14 protein-coding genes are annotated in these 14,685 nt (G+C 71.8%); 6 read left to right on the forward strand and 8 right to left on the reverse strand.

Going from position 1 to position 14,685, the window contains the following annotated elements; all coding sequences use genetic code 11:
* The first annotated feature begins 81 nt into the window (after positions 1 to 81).
* On the forward strand, positions 82 to 1,521 hold the full coding sequence (gene guaB1, locus HP445_RS10955; protein ID WP_111054022.1) for a GMP reductase: 1,440 nt from the start codon (positions 82 to 84) through the stop codon (positions 1,519 to 1,521).
* 97 nt (positions 1,522 to 1,618) lie between these two features.
* On the opposite strand, the gene HP445_RS10960 is transcribed toward guaB1, so the two are convergent.
* The 4 genes from HP445_RS10960 to HP445_RS10975 all read right to left on the reverse strand — a co-directional run bounded on the left by HP445_RS10960 (position 1,619) and on the right by HP445_RS10975 (position 5,934).
* A complete protein-coding gene (locus tag HP445_RS10960; RefSeq protein WP_027465832.1) occupies positions 1,619 to 2,656 on the reverse strand; it encodes a hemolysin family protein in 1,038 nt (345 codons plus the stop codon).
* Entirely contained in the window at positions 2,653 to 4,053 is a 1,401-nt protein-coding gene (locus HP445_RS10965; protein ID WP_071404734.1) for a hemolysin family protein, read from the reverse strand. Before HP445_RS10965 ends, HP445_RS10960 begins: the two co-directional genes overlap by 4 nt.
* Before the next feature lie 156 nt (positions 4,054 to 4,209).
* Positions 4,210 to 5,292, reverse strand: a complete 1,083-nt coding sequence (locus tag HP445_RS10970) for an NADH:flavin oxidoreductase/NADH oxidase (protein ID WP_128780039.1) — start codon at positions 5,290 to 5,292, stop codon at positions 4,210 to 4,212.
* A gap of 9 nt (positions 5,293 to 5,301) precedes the next feature.
* The gene (locus tag HP445_RS10975) at positions 5,302 to 5,934 is read right to left on the reverse strand and encodes an HAD family hydrolase (RefSeq protein ID WP_128780038.1); all 633 of its coding nucleotides are present in this window, start codon (positions 5,932 to 5,934) and stop codon (positions 5,302 to 5,304) included.
* 24 nt (positions 5,935 to 5,958) lie between these two features.
* Between HP445_RS10975 and HP445_RS10980 the strand changes: the two genes are divergently transcribed.
* Positions 5,959 to 6,819, forward strand: coding sequence for an ADP-dependent NAD(P)H-hydrate dehydratase (locus tag HP445_RS10980; RefSeq protein ID WP_128780037.1), 861 nt, complete (start codon positions 5,959 to 5,961; stop codon positions 6,817 to 6,819).
* Positions 6,820 to 7,082: 263 nt separating this feature from the next.
* Here the strand turns inward: HP445_RS10980 and HP445_RS10985 are convergent, their stop codons facing one another.
* On the reverse strand, positions 7,083 to 7,793 hold the full coding sequence (locus HP445_RS10985) for a YceI family protein (protein WP_128780036.1): 711 nt from the start codon (positions 7,791 to 7,793) through the stop codon (positions 7,083 to 7,085).
* Between the two features lie 83 nt (positions 7,794 to 7,876).
* Here HP445_RS10985 and HP445_RS10990 point away from each other — a divergent pair, with 83 nt between their 5' ends.
* The 4 genes from HP445_RS10990 to HP445_RS11005 all read left to right on the forward strand — a co-directional run bounded on the left by HP445_RS10990 (position 7,877) and on the right by HP445_RS11005 (position 11,182).
* A complete protein-coding gene (locus HP445_RS10990) occupies positions 7,877 to 9,190 on the forward strand; it encodes a glycosyltransferase 87 family protein (protein ID WP_128780035.1) in 1,314 nt (437 codons plus the stop codon).
* Positions 9,187 to 9,495, forward strand: a complete 309-nt coding sequence (locus HP445_RS10995) for a thiamine-binding protein (RefSeq protein ID WP_128780034.1) — start codon at positions 9,187 to 9,189, stop codon at positions 9,493 to 9,495. Before HP445_RS10990 ends, HP445_RS10995 begins: the two co-directional genes overlap by 4 nt.
* A 117-nt stretch (positions 9,496 to 9,612) precedes the next feature.
* Positions 9,613 to 9,792, forward strand: a complete 180-nt coding sequence (locus HP445_RS11000; protein ID WP_071404570.1) for a hypothetical protein — start codon at positions 9,613 to 9,615, stop codon at positions 9,790 to 9,792.
* 124 nt (positions 9,793 to 9,916) lie between these two features.
* Positions 9,917 to 11,182, forward strand: coding sequence for an MFS transporter (locus tag HP445_RS11005; RefSeq protein WP_111024824.1), 1,266 nt, complete (start codon positions 9,917 to 9,919; stop codon positions 11,180 to 11,182).
* A 168-nt stretch (positions 11,183 to 11,350) separates the two neighbouring features.
* Here the strand turns inward: HP445_RS11005 and HP445_RS11010 are convergent, their stop codons facing one another.
* The 3 genes from HP445_RS11010 to HP445_RS11020 all read right to left on the reverse strand — a co-directional run bounded on the left by HP445_RS11010 (position 11,351) and on the right by HP445_RS11020 (position 14,586).
* Positions 11,351 to 12,022, reverse strand: a complete 672-nt coding sequence (locus HP445_RS11010; RefSeq protein ID WP_017888182.1) for a response regulator transcription factor — start codon at positions 12,020 to 12,022, stop codon at positions 11,351 to 11,353.
* Positions 12,023 to 12,109: 87 nt separating this feature from the next.
* On the reverse strand, positions 12,110 to 13,432 hold the full coding sequence (locus tag HP445_RS11015) for a hypothetical protein (protein WP_111038591.1): 1,323 nt from the start codon (positions 13,430 to 13,432) through the stop codon (positions 12,110 to 12,112).
* Positions 13,429 to 14,586, reverse strand: a complete 1,158-nt coding sequence (locus HP445_RS11020) for an ATP-binding protein (protein WP_027465823.1) — start codon at positions 14,584 to 14,586, stop codon at positions 13,429 to 13,431. The genes HP445_RS11015 and HP445_RS11020 overlap by 4 nt, the downstream gene beginning before the upstream one ends.
* Positions 14,587 to 14,685: the final 99 nt, after the last annotated feature.

The following is a 14,685-nucleotide window of genomic DNA, read 5'->3' on the forward strand; positions in this document are numbered from 1 at the left end:
CGTTCCGTGTCAGCCGCGGCGCGAGTCGGCAGCCCCCGAGCACCCGGTCGGGGGCCTGACGGGAGCCGTACAGTGGAGCGCATGAGGTTCTACGAGACGCGGCCGACGCACGACCTGACCTACTCCGACGTCTTCCTCGTCCCGAGCCGTTCGGGCGTGACGAGCCGCTTCGACGTCGACCTGGCGGCGAACGACGGCAGCGGTGCCACGATCCCGATCGTCAGCGCCAACATGAACTCCGTCACCGGCCCCCGGCTCGCCGCCACCCTGGCCCGCCGCGGTGGTCTGGGCGTGCTGCCGCAGGACATGCACCTGCAGGACCTCGACGCCGCGATCCGCTGGGTGAAGGACCAGCCGGTCGACTTCGACACCGCCTACGACATGGGTGCGCAGACCACCGTCGCCGAGGCCCTCGAACAGCTCCTGCCGGTGGCCGGCCGTGGTGTGGTCGTCCGCGACGCCGACGGCGAGTACCTCGGCTGCGTGCCCGCGACCCGCCTCGGCACCGCCGGCCCCGACGCCGTCCTCGGTGACCTGCTGCACGGCGCCTCGACCGCGATCGACGCCGAGGACGCCGGCACACCCCGCCACGTGTACGACGTGCTCTCGGCCGCCGAGGTCGACTTCGCGCCGGTCATGCGGCACGGCCGGGTCGTCGGGACCACGAGCCAGACGAGCGCGATCCGCTCCGACATCTACACGCCCGCCGTCGACGCCTCCGGCCGGCTCCGGGTCGCCGCCGCGCTCGGCATCAACGGCGACGTCGCCGCCAAGGCCAAGGCGCTGGCCGCCGCGGGCGTGGACGTCCTGGTCCTCGACACCGCGCACGGTCACCAGGACGGCATGCTCCGCGCACTCCGCACGGTCGCGTCGCTGCAGCTCGGCATCCCGCTCGTCGCCGGCAACGTCGTCACCGCCGACGCCGTCGCGCACCTGGTCGGGGCCGGAGCGGACATCATCAAGGTCGGCGTCGGCCCTGGTGCCATGTGCACCACCCGCATGATGACGGCTGTCGGTCGTCCGCAGTTCTCCGCCGTGCTCGAGACCGCCGCGGCGGCCCGCTCGCTGGGCGCACACGTCTGGGCGGACGGCGGGGTGCGCTACCCGCGCGACGTCGCCCTCGCGCTGGCAGCCGGGGCGTCCGCCGTCATGATCGGCTCGTGGTTCGCCGGCACGCTCGAGGCCCCGGGCGTCCTGCGTCGCGACGCCGCCGGCAAGGCGTACAAGGAGAGCTGGGGCATGGCCTCGGCGAAGGCCGTCCGCGAGCGCTTCGAGCGGCTCGACCCGTACGAGCGGGCACGCAAGGCGCTCTTCGCCGAGGGGATCTCGTCGTCCACGATCTACCTCGACCCGGAGCGCCCGAGCGTCGAGGACCTGCTCGACATGATCACCACCGGCGTGCGCAGCTCCGCGACCTACGCGGGCGCATCGTCCCTCGCCGAGTTCTCCGAGCGAGCCCTGGTCGGCATCCAGTCCGCCGCCGGGTACGAGGAGGGCAAGCCCCTGCCCGTCAGCTGGTAGCGCGGACGGGGCGCGCGTCGCCCTGGTCGCGACCAAGGACGGACGGGAGGCGCGGTGCCAGCTGGCACCGCGCCTCCAGTCCGTCCTTCCGCTGCGTCTACCGGCGTCGGGTCGCGTCCTCGACCTCGCCCACCAGCTCCTCGAGGATGTCCTCGAGGAACAGCACGCCGATCGTGCGGCCGTCCGCGTCGAAGGCGCGGGCCACGTGGCGCCCGGCGGCCCGCATGGTCGCGAGCGCGTCCTCGAGGTCCATCTCGGTGTAGAGCGAGATGAGCTGACGGATGCGCTTCGGCGGCACCGGGTCGTCGAACTCGTCCGGACGCAGGTCGATGACGTCCTTCACGTGCACGTAGCCCGTGGGGGAGCCGTCCTCGCCGACGAGCACGTAGCGGGAGAACCCGCGCTGCGCCACGGCGTGCTCGACGTCGGCCGGGGTGGCGTCGTCGGGCAACGTGACGAGCTCGGCCATCGGCACGGCGACGTCACGGACCTTCTTCTCGGTGAACTCGAACGCCAGGGCGAGCTTGCCGTCGTCGGTCAGGGTGCCCTCGCGGCGGGACTGCTCCACGATGGTCTGCACCTCCTCCACCGTGAACGCGCTCACCGCTTCGTCCTTGGGCTCGACGCGGAACAGCCGCAGCACGGCGTTCGCGACCTCGTTCAGGCCGACGATGACCCAGTGCAGGCCGTGGCCGATGTACCAGAGCGTCGGCACGAGCAGCAGTGCGGCGCGGTCCGGCATCGAGAACGAGATGTTCTTCGGCACCATCTCGCCGAACACCACGTGCAGGAACGAGACGAGCAGCAGCGTGAACACGAAGGCCACGGTGCCGATCACCTCGGCACTCCAGCCGGTCAGGTGCAGCGGGACCTCGAGCAGGTGGTGGATCGCCGGCTCGGACACGTTCAGGATGAGCAGCGAGCAGACCGTGATGCCGAGCTGGGTCGTCGCCAGCATGCGGGTGGCGTGCTCCATCGCCCAGAGCGTCATCTGCGCGGCCTTCGAGCCCTCTTCCGCGCGGGGCTCGATCTGCGAGCGGCGTGCGGAGATGACGGCGAACTCGGCCGCGACGAAGTACGCGTTGCCCATCAAGAGGACGACGAGCCAGAAGATCCCCCACCAGTCAGAGCTCATCGGGTGCTGCCCTTCGTCGTGGTGGCCGAGGCCTTCGTGGTGGTCGGGGTGCTCTTGGTGGACGGGATGATGATCGCGGTCGCCGCCGTGTCGGTCGACGGGCGCGTCGGGGTCCAGCGGATGCGGTCGATCCGACGGCCGTCCAGCCGCTCGACGCGGAACACGCCGCCGTCCAGGGGCACCTCGTCGCCGACGACGGGCAGGCGGCCCAGCGTCGACATGACGAACCCGCCGACGGTCTCGTACGGGCCCTCCTCGGGCACCTTCACGCCGGCGCGGTCCTCGAGCTCGTCGGGACGCAGCAGACCGGGGAAGGTCAGCCAGTCGCGGGAGCGGACCACGTCGATGCGGGCACGGTCGTGCTCGTCGGAGACCTCGCCGACGATCTCCTCGATCAGGTCCTCGAGCGTGACGACCCCGGCGGTGCCGCCGTACTCGTCGACGACGATGACCATCTGGTAGCCGCGGCCGCGGACCTCGGCGAGCAGGGTGTCGCCGGGCATGGTCTCCGGCACGCGTTCGGCGTCGGTCATGAGGGCCCCGACGGGGACCTCCGGACGCTTCTCGCGTGGCACGGCGACGGCCTGCTTGACGTGCACGATGCCGACGACGTCGTCCGCGTCCTCCTCGATGACGGGGAAGCGGCTGAAGCCGGTCTTGCGGGCGAGGGCGATGACGTCCTCGGCGGACTCGGACACGCGGATGGTGGAGAGCCGCGGGCGCGGGGTCATCACGTCGCTGGCGCTCAGCTCGGAGAACGAGATGGTGCGCTCGAGGAGCGTCGCGGTGTCCTGTTCGAGCGAGCCCTCGGACGCCGAGCGGCGCAGCAGCGAGGTGAGTTCCTCGGCGCTGCGGGCACCGGAGAGTTCCTCCTGCGGCTCGATGCCCAGCGACCGGAGCACGGCGTTCGCGGTACCGTTCAGCAGCGCGACGGCGGGCTTGAAGACCGTCGTGAACGCGATCTGCAGCGGGACCACGAGCCTGGCGGTCTGCAGGGGCAGCGCCAGCGCGAAGTTCTTCGGCACGAGCTCGCCGAGGATCATCGACAGCAGGGTCGCGATGACGAGCGCCACGATCGAGCCGACGGTCTCGACGATGCCCTCCGGCAGGTTCATCGCCAGGAACGGTGCCTCCAGCAGCTTCGCGATCGAGGGTTCGAGCAGGTAGCCGGTCAGCAGTGTGGTCAGCGTGATGCCGAGCTGTGCGCTGGACAGGTGCGTCGAGGTGACCTTCAGCGCGCCGATGACCGGTGCGAGGCCGGCTTCACCGCGGTCGCGCCGCGCTTCGACGTCGGCGCGGTCGAGGTTGACCAGCGCGAACTCGGACGCGACGAAGACACCCGTGCCGAGGGTCAGCAGTATGCCGCCGATCAGCATGACGATGTCGATCGGACTCATGATTCACCCCCGTTCGCGCACAGGGATGACGTGCAGCTCACCGAGTGAGCGGCGGATGAGTGAGGCGAAGAACTATTCGGGGGATCGTCCACAGTGCTGCTAATCGTACTGCCTGCGCGGTCGCCGGACCGTGAATCCGTACAGAACCGGCCGCGCCTAGGCCGTGATCCGCGCGCGGTGGTACTGCTGCGGCTCGTAGTCGACGGGCACGCGGAGTTCCAGCGCGGCACGGAGCGCGAACGACGGGTCGCGGAGCATCTCGCGACCGATCATCACGACGTCGGCGAGGCCGGTCGCGACGATCTGCTCGGCCTGGAACGCCTCGGAGATCATGCCCACGGCGATCGTCGGGATGCCGGCGTCGCGCTTGATCGCCGCGGCGTGCGGCACCTGGTAGCCGGGGCCGACCGGGATCGGCGCGCTCGCGACGTTGCCGCCGGTCGACACGTCGGCCAGGTCGGCACCGTGCTCGGCGGCCCAGCGGGCGACGACGGTGGTCTCGTCGAGCGTGAGCCCGCCGTCGACCCAGTCGGTGGCCGAGAAGCGGACGACGATCGGGAAGCCCTCGCCGACTTCGGCGCGCACGGCGTCGACGACCTCGAGCAGCGCGCGGGCACGGTTCTCGAGCGAGCCGCCGTACTGGTCGGTGCGCTGGTTGCTCAGCGGCGAGAGGAACTGGTGCAGCAGGTAGCCGTGGGCCGCGTGGATCTCCACCAGGTCGAACCCGGCCTCCACCGCGCGGCGGGCGGACTGCGCGAAGGCGAGGGCGACGACGCGGATGTCCTCCACCGCGAGCTCGCGCGGGACGTCGTAGCCGTCGAAGGCCACGGCCGACGGCGCGACCGTGGTCCAGCCGCCCTGGTCGGCGGGGACGGTGCCGTGCGTGGTGTCCCAGGGGCGGTAGGTCGACGCCTTGCGCCCGGCGTGTGCGAGCTGGATGCCCGCCGCGGCACCCTGCTCGTGCAGGAAGTCGACGATCGGCTTGAACGCGTCGCGCTGCTGGTCGTTCCACAGCCCGAGGTCCTGCGGGGTGATCCGTCCCTCGGGCACGACGCCCGTCGCCTCGACGACGACCGCGCCGGCGCCGCCCTTGGCGAACCCGCCCAGGTGCACGAGGTGCCACGGCGTCGGGACGCCGTCCTGCTGGTCCACCGAGTACTGGCACATCGGGGAGACCCAGATGCGGTTGCGGACGGTCAGGTCACGGACGGTGATCGGGTCGAACAGGGCGTGCGTCACGCGGGCTCCTCAGAGGACGGGTGCCGGCGCCTCGGCCAGTTCCGTCAGGAACGACCGCAGCGACGCCGGCGACGTGTAGTGGTGGCCGACCGCCCCGATCGCTTCCGCACCGGTGGCGTTCTCGGCCCTGTTGTCCACGAACACCATCTGACCCGGGTCGATTCCCAAGCGCGCACAGGTGTCGCGGTAGATGGATGCCGCGGGCTTCAGGACGTGCTCCTCGGCGCTCACCACGACGGTCTCGAACAGCGAGCCCATCGGGGAGCGGCGGTACGGGTCACCGAAGTCGAAGCCCGCGTTCGAGAGCAGGGCCACACGGGTGCCCGCGTCGTGCAACTCCTCGACGATCTCGAGGGTCTCCGGCTCGACCTCGAACCACCCGGTGAAGTCGATCGCCCAGAACCGGTGGATCTCGGAGATGCTCCAGGTCCGTCCGGTCCGTTCCGCGATCGCACGCCAGTACGCCACGACGGACAGGTCGCCGCGGTCCAGGTCGTGGCGGAGCTCCTGGTACACCGGGAACAGCTCGTCGGCCGGGACCGCGGTGGCGGCCACGAGGGCGTCCCGCGAGGCGTGCGGCGTCCGGCTGATCACCTCGCCGTAGTCGAAGACCACCACGCGACCAGGCAGGAACAGGCTCATGTGCTCCACCGTAACGTGGGGCCGGTGAACGACTTCGTGCCCGTCCGACCGTCCGATGCCGCCGCGTGGGTCACCGCGCCGACGGGGGAGTCCACCAAGTACCGCCGCGGGGTGCTCGGCATCGCGACCGGGTCCGACCAGTACCCCGGCGCCGCGGTGCTCGGGGTCGACGCCGCCGTGCACACCGGCGTCGGCATGGTCCGGTACGTCGGACCCGCACGCGCCACCGACCACGTGCTCACCCGCCGCCCCGAGGTCGTGTCCGGCGTCGGACGCGTGCAGGCCTGGCTCGTCGGCTCCGGGATCTCGGCGCCGACGCTCGGTGACCTGGACGCGACGACGGCGTCGGGCTTCTCGCACGCCTCCGACGACGGCGTCCCGGTCGTCGTCGACGCCGGGGTGATCCCGCTCGTCGACCTCGGGCCGCTCGCCGTGCTCACCCCGCACGCCGGTGAACTCGCGTCGTTCCTCGGGGTCGATCGTGCCGAGATCGAGCAGGACCCGGCCGCCGCGGCGCTCCGTGCGGCCGAGCAGACCGGCAGCGTCGTGCTGCTCAAGGGGGAGCGGACCCACGTGGTCACCCCGGACGGGTCGGTGCGGCTCGTGGCGTCCTCGGCGACGCCGTGGCTCGCGGCGGCCGGTGCCGGGGACGTGCTGGGCGGGGTCCTCGGGGCGCTCGTCGCCGCGCGGCAGGGCTCCGTCGAGGCGGCCGGTTCGTCGCTCACGCCGTCGGACCTCGCGCACCTGGCCGCGTCGGCCGCGGTGGTGCACGGGCTCGCGGCGCGGCGGGCCTCCGGCGGCGGGCCGTTCCCGATGACGACGCTCATCGCCGAGCTGCCGGGGGTCGTGCGGGACCTGGTCGTGGACGGGGACGCGCGCGGCTAGCGGTCGGTGCGCGTGCACCTTCCGACGATCCACGAGGTGATCGACGCGTGTTCTGTCGAAGGATGCGCACGCAATGGGTTCGTGCGCATGTTCCGACGGGACACCACGGGTTCGACAGGTGCAGGTCGCAACATGCGCACGCATCAGCGAGCGGGTGCGGCACCAGGACGCGGCGACGGACGGACGGGAGGCCCGGTGCCAGCTGGCACCGCGCCTCCAGGCCGTCGGCGGGCACGTCACGGGCGTGACGCGCGTCGCGGACGTCAGCTCGCGGGGGTCGCGTGCACCAGGAACTCGACGGAACCGGCGTCGTCGACCTTGACGAACCCCAGGCCCGGGGCCTGCACGCCGTAGTCCGAGAAGGTGATCGGGACCGAGCCGGAGATGTCGACGCCGTCGCCGTTCAGGCCGACCTGCAGCTTCGCGGTGACGTCCTTCGTGACGCCGTGCAGGGTGAGCTTCCCCGGAGCCGTCACGGTCGTCGTGTCGGAGCCGCTCGGGACCGCGTCGGCGATCGGTCCGGTGAGTTCGAAGGTGGCCTCGGGGAAGGCCGCCGCGTCCATCGCGGAGTCGCGGAAGTAGGCGTCGCGCTGGTCGGAGTCGGTGGTGATGTCGGCGACCTGCACCGTGATCTTCGCGGCGGTGATGCTCGTTCCGTCGACGGTCGCGGTGCCGGAGACGCTGTCGGTGCGGCCGGTGACGGTGACGTCGGAGCCGTTCAGGACCTCGTGGACCCGGTACCCGGCCTCGGAGTCGCCGCCGACCGTCCACTCGCCGGACAGGTCCGTGGCGTCGAGGGTGGAGGCCTGGCGGGTAGCGGCGACGGACGGCGCGGCCGAGGCCTTCGCGTTCTCGGTGCTCGTGTAGACGTTCGTGAAGACCACCGCGCCCACGACGCCGAGGACGACGACGGCGGCGATGACGGAGATCCAGATGACGGCCTTGCGGCGCTTGCGCGGGGTGTCGGAGGTCACGAGCAGAACGGTGACACGTCATGCTCGGGAGACCCTGAGTCCGTGGCGGCGATCGCCCTCGGTCCGGCCGCTACGCTCGTCCGGTGCAGAGGACCTCGACCCGGTGGCTCGAACTCGCCGGCTTCGTCCTGGCGTTCGTCGCCGTGCACGGGTTCCTGTGGTGGCTGACCCTCTTGTCGGCGAACCTGCCGCTCGGTGACGTGACCATCACCTACAGTCGCTGGATCGAGACCGGGCGGACCGCGGACTTCTGGGTCGGCATCGACGGCGCCTGGGTGTACCCGATCCTGGCGATCGTGCCGATGGCGGCCGCGGCGCTCGGGGGCGTCGCGTCGATCGGCACCGGTTGGCTGCTGCTGATGGTGCTGCTCGACGCCGCGGCGTGCGCGTTCCTGTGGCGGTTCCGGGCGCGCGTGGGGTCGTCCGCCCGCTTCGGCGTGCACGGCGTGCGGGTCGTCTGGTGGTGGCTTCTTTTCCTGCTCGCGCTCGGCCCGATCGCGCTCGGTCGGATCGACACCGTCGCGACGGTGTTCGCGCTGGTGGGCGTGGCGTTCGTGGCCTCGAGGCCGGCCGTCGCGTCCGCGCTCTTCACCGCCGGCGCGTGGACGAAGGTGTGGCCCGCGGCGCTCGTCGCGGTGCTGCTGCTCCTGCGTCGCGGACACCGCCGGGGTGTGCTCGCCGGAGCCCTGGTGCTGAGCGCCCTGATCGTGCTCGTCGACGTGCTGTGGGGCGGTGCGCCGTACCTGCTGTCCTTCGTCGGTGAGCAGACCGGCCGTGGGCTGCAGATCGAGTCACCGCTCGCGACGCCCTTCATGTGGGCCGCAGCCTTCGGCGTCCCCGGAGCGGCGGTGTTCTACGACCAGGAGATCCTGACCTTCGAGGTGTCCGGTGCCGGCACGTCCGCCGCCGCCGCGGTGTCGACGCCGCTGATGGCCGTCGTCGTGGTGGCCGGGGTCGTGCTCGCGCTCTGGGCCGCGCGCCGAGGTGCCCGTCGGGCCGAGCTCGCGCCGGTCCTGGCGCTGTTGTTCGTGGCGGCGCTCATCGCGACGAACAAGGTGGGGTCGCCGCAGTACATCGGCTGGTTGGCGGTGCCGATCGTCTGGGGGCTCGCCGCGGGCGCCCCGAGTGCGCGTCGGTTCGTGCCGATCGCGGTGCTCGCGCTGCCGATGGCCCTGCTCACGCAGGTGATCTACCCGGGCTACTACGACCAGTTGCTCGGCGTGCAGCCGTGGATCCTCGTGGTGCTCACGGTGCGGAACGTGCTCGAGGTGGCGATCCTGGTGTGGAGCGTGGTCGTGCTGGTGCGGATGGGGCGGGCTGCGGGGTCCGGACGGGTGTCGGCGCGCTCGTCGCCGTCCGTGCGCGACCAGCCCGAGCCGGGCAGGATGGACGCATGATCGTCGCCTTCTCCGTCGCTCCGTCCGGTGGTCCCGCTGCAACGTCCGACGGGTCCGTGCACGACGCCGTCGCGGCCGCTGTGCGCGTGGTGCGCGAGAGCGGGTTGCCGAACCGCACCTCGTCGATGTTCACCGAGGTCGAGGGGGAGTGGGACGAGGTCATGGACGTCGTCAAGCGCGCCACCGAGGCCGTCGGTGCGTACGGCACGCGGGTGTCGCTCGTGCTCAAGGCCGACATCCGACCCGGGCACACCGGCGAGATCGACGGCAAGCTCGAACGGCTCGAGGCCGCGCTCGGCGAGTAGCCCGCGGCGGCGCCGACGACACGCCGTATCGGTCCCTCGGATGTCGGTGGTCGGGTGTCTCATGGTCTGCATCGAGCCACTTCCGGTGGCGGCCTGCGAGACGACGAGGAGCGCGTGATGATGCACGACGGCTGGTGCCCCGACTGCGACCTGCGAACGGTCGTCATCGACACGGACGAACAGGGCGAGAACGCCTGGGCGACCTGCGCGGAGTGCGGCACCGGATGGGTGCACCGCGACGAGCTGCCCGAGCAGGCCCCGGCACGGACCCGCACCCCGGAGCGCCAGGCGGCCTGAGCTCCCGCGGGCTTTCGCTGGTCCGTTGGAGCGGTCTACACTCGATGGACCAGGACATCACGGCCGCCCCGTCCGGTGGGGTGCTGCACCGTCGTCCCGCTCCGCCCGCACGAGAACAGGCCCCATGTCACAGCTCACGCCTGCGCGTCGCACCCTCGCGCTCATCTCGCTCGCCCTCGGCGGGTTCGCCATCGGCTCGACCGAGTTCGTCGCGATGGGGCTGCTGCCGAACATCGCGCAGGCCCTGCTCCCCGAGCAGTACGGCATCGACCCCGACGCCGGGATCGCCCATGCTGGCTGGCTCGTCAGCGCGTACGCCCTCGGGGTGGTGGTCGGCGCGCCGACCATCGCGGCGATGTCCGCCCGGTTCCCGCGCAAGGGCCTGATCCTCGTGCTGCTCGTCGGGTTCGTCGTCGCGACGATCGCGAGCGCGCTGCTGCCCTCGTTCGGCCTGGTGCTCGTGGCCCGCTTCGTCGCGGGGCTGCCGCACGGCGCCTACTTCGGCATCGCGTCGATCGTCGCGGGGGACATGATGGGCCCGGGCAAGCGCGGCAAGGGCATCGCGATGGTGCTGCTCGGCCTGTCGGTCGCCAACGTCGTCGGGGTCCCGGCGATCACGTGGGTCGGGCAGGTCGCCGGGTGGCGGGTCGCCTACGGTGTCGTCGCCGCGCTGTTCGCCCTGACGTTCCTGGCCGTCGCGGCCTTCGTGCCGAAGAGCGCCCGCGACGAGCACGCCACGATCGGCCGTGAGCTCCGGGCGTTCCGCGTGCCGCAGGTGTGGATCGTGATGGGCCTCGGCGCCGTCGGGTTCGGCGGCTTCTTCGCGGTGTACTCGTACATCTCGCCGCTCGTGCAGAACGTCACCGGCATGCCCGAGTCGTTCGTGCCGATCGTGCTCGTCGTCGTGGGCATCGGCATGGTCGTCGGCGGGGTGCTCGGCGGACACCTGGCCGACCACAGCGTGAAGCGCACGATCTACGTCGGCATGTTCTCGCTCATCGGAGCCCTGCTCATCACCGTCCTGACGGCGCAGTGGCTCTGGGGCATGTTGCTCGGCGCGTTCCTGCTCGGTGCGACCTCGTCGGCGATCCCGCCGGCGGTGCAGTCGCGCCTGATGGACGTCGCGGGGGATGCCCGCACGATCGCGGCGGCGCTGAACCACTCGGCGTTCAACATCGGCAACTCGATCGGTGCGGCCCTGGGCGGCGCGGTCATCGCCGCCGGCTTCGGGTTCCTCGCACCGGGCTGGCTCGGCATCGGCCTCGCGCTGCTCGGCGTCCTGGTGACGATGGTCAGCTACGCGGTCGAGCGGCGGAGCACCCGTCGTGCCGCGGTCCGCTCCTCGTCACCGTCCACCGGCCCGATCACCGCACCGGTCCCGACGGCCTGACACGCGGGGTGCGCGCATGCACCCACCGGACGGGAGGCCCGTGGCGACGCCGCCACGGGCCTCCCGTCCGTCACATGGCGCGGAAGACCGCCCCGAGTGAGCAGAAGACGTCGGGTCCCGTGACGGGACCCGACGTCTTCTGCTCACTCGATGCGCGACGCACGCGCGCTAGAGCCCCAGGGGGCTGCCGTCCTGCACGATGATGCCGTCGGTGATCGCACGCTTCCGCAGCGCGACCTTCGTGCCCACGTCGAAGCCGGCGACGCGGTACTTCTCGCGGATGCGCTTGAGGTAGCTCTTCGCGGTCTCCTCGGAGATGCCGAGCTGGTAGGCGACGCTCTTGACGGGCTCGCCACCGCCGTACAGGGCCATCACGCGACGCTCCTGGGCGCTGAGCTTCGGGACGCCGCCGACGTCGCCGCTGTTGATGGCGAGGTCGAGCTCGGCCGAGACGTACTGCTCGCCGCGCTGGGCGGAGCGGATCGCCTCGACGATCATGTCGGCGTCCTCGCTCTTGACGAGGTACCCGAGGGCACCGGCGCCGAGGGCCTCGCGCACGACGTTCGGCTCCGAGTACGTGCTCATCACGACGGTCTTGACGCCCGCGGTCTTGAGCGTCGAGATCTTCAGCGACACCGGGATGGAGTCCTTGAGGTCCAGGTCCAGCAGCACCACGTCGACCGGGAACGCCGGGCTCGTCAGGAGCTCGGGCCAGGTCGTGACGGCGGCCACCAGGGTGATGTCGTCGGCCGCGTTCCGGATCCACTCCGTGAGCGCGCCGAGGAGCATCCTGTGGTCGTCGACCAGTGCGAGTCGGATCGGTTCCTCTGGAGTCGCCATGCTGGCGTCCTTTCTCGGTGCGGATTGCTCGGCCGATCCTAGGAGGATACGGGCCGGAAGTCGGTCAGGCGTGCGGGTGTCCGGCAGCTACATCGACGGATGTCGGTTCACGACGCAGTGCGCGACGATGTGCAGCGCGCCGTCGCGGACGGTCTCGGTGTACGGGCCGATGCGCTGCAGGGCGCTCCACGCCGTCGGGCCGAGGCTGCGGCGGGGCACCCCGCGGGACTCGATGACGACGGGCACGTCCATGGTGTCGTCGCTGACCGGGTGACCGTCGGAACCGATGGGGCCGAGGGTGACGGAGACGACGGGCATGCCGGGCTGCGCGGTGCGGCCGTCGCCGACCATCTGCCAGATCGCCTGCAGCAGCCCGTCGCGCTGGGTGGGGGAGAGGTGCCCCGCCAGGGCGGTCGGGTCGGCGACGCTCACCGAGCGACCGAGGTGGTCGGACTCGGTGATCGCGTGGTAGAGCCAGGTCTCGCGACGGCCCTCGATCAGGTGCAGGCGGAGCTCGGTGGCGAGCGACGCGGCGACGGAGCTCGAGGCGTCGGACAGCGGCAGCGGGTCGGTGCCGTTGGCGACGGCGTCGAGCAGCTTCTCGGCGGCCAGGTCGAGCCGGGCGAGCTCGTCCGAGGCGAGCATGCCGACGGCGAACTGCGGCGCCTGCACGTTGCTCTGCACGAGCACCCGGTCGAGTTCGCGCTGCACGAGCTGGCGGAACCGCTGCACGACGTACAGCGCGAGCGCCGGCGGCACGACGACGAGCGACAGCAGGGACACGATGCCGGGCATGGTGTCGTGCGTGATCGGCGTCGACGCGACGGCCATCACGATGAACGCGATGCCGAGCGCACCGATGGCGACGGCGACCTCGCGGGCGGGTCGGAGCGTGGCGATCGGCAACAGGGCGAACCCGGCGGCCATCGACGCGGTCGCGGTGTGCGCGATGTCGTGCTCGGGCCAGATGCCGATGAAGTCGAGCGTGACCACGCAGGCCAGCACGACGCAGATCAGCGCGAAGGCCGGACCAGTCAGCCGTTCGCCGTAGGTCAGGACGCTGAGTCCGACCCCGACGGCGGCGACGACGTAGAGCCCCCAGGCGACCGCGGGCAACCACGGGTCGGAGTACTCGTTCCAGCGCACCAGGAAGAACGCGATGCCGGCGACGGCCTCGATCGCGGTGAGGACCGCGGCGCCGAGGCCGAGGTAGCCGGCACCGAGCGAGGCACCGGGCTTGGCGGCCTGGCGCAGCGACCGGGCGCCGGTCGACGTGGACGGGAGCCCTCGGGCCTGGCGACGTTCACTCGTCCGGTACCGCTCGCGCGCCTCGCGGCGGGTGCGGGGTGCAGGCGGAGCGGTCTCGCCGGGCAGGCTGCGGCCGATGGTGTCCTCTGGGACCCGGGTCATCGCGGTGCCTCCAGGACGACGGTGGTGCCGGAGCCCGGCGCGGAGAAGAGCTTGGCGTCGCCGCCGACCTCGCGCAGGCGGTTCACGACGCTCTCCTTGAAGCCGAGTCGCTCGGCACTGACGGTGGTGAGGTCGAAGCCGACGCCGGAGTCGGTGACCATCGCACGGACGACCTCGTTGTCGTGGACGATCGTGACGTGCGCCTCGCCGACGCCGGCGTGCCGACGGACGTTCTCGAGGCACTCGCCGAGCGCGAGGAGGAACGCGTCGAGCACGTTCGACGGCAGCAGGACCTGCCCGGTGCCGTGCCAGCTGACCTCGAGCCCCATCCGGCCGAAGCGCTGCTTGACCGACTCGAGGGTCTGCCCGAGCGGTGATTCCTCTTCGCGGGTGAGCGAGTAGTCACCGGACTGCGAGGGCTGCGGGGTCGCACCGAGGCGCAGGTGCCGCAGCAGTCGGGCGTCCTCGGCGGCCTGCTCGCGCATCGCCTGCTCGGAGACGCCGACGCCGGAGTGCGCCAGCAGCGTCAGGGTCGCGAGCACGGTGTCGTGCAGCAGGCGGGCACCCTGGCGGCGCTGGGCCTCGGTCTCGCTGGCCTGCCGTTCGGCGCGGTGGGCGGTGCCGATGCTGTAGATGCGGCGGGCGACGCGGGGGATGCTGCGTGAGATCCAGATCGCCACGACGGCCATCAGGATCCACCCGAGCAGTGCGCCGCTGACCGGGGTCGACAGGAGCGAGCCCGATCCCCACACCATGAGCACCACCACGGCGCCGCCCCCGGCGATGGTGATGCCGAGACCGACCGGGTGCCCGCGCTGGGCCATCAGCGGTGCCGAGAGCCCGCCGGCGGCCAGGGGCATGACGGCGCTGGCCACGAGGGGTCGCGCCGAGTCCTCGACGCCGGTGAAGAGCAGCACCATCGTGGCGAGCCCGGCGACGACGATGGCGGCGGTCCACCACACTTCACCGCCGCGGCCGAAGCACACGAGCGCGGTGATCATCGCGGCGATGCAGAGGAGTGCGCCGATGAGGGGCGGCGTGGGCACGGCGGCGGCGGAGAGGATGCCCACGACGCTGACGAGCGCGCAGACGATGCCCACGACACGGGTCGCCGACCGCAGCAAGCGGTCGCGTTCCTGTGCGATGAAGTCCATCGATGTCCTGGTTGGTGACGATCTGGCGGTGCGGGAAACCGAGCGTCGGTCAGTGCCGAGCTCCACGCCATCATTCCACGCGCGCCACCCGTTGGGGGG

The sequence above is a fragment of the Curtobacterium flaccumfaciens genome, from assembly GCF_013359815.1.
In the GTDB taxonomy this organism is placed as follows: Bacteria; Actinomycetota; Actinomycetes; order Actinomycetales; family Microbacteriaceae; genus Curtobacterium; species Curtobacterium flaccumfaciens.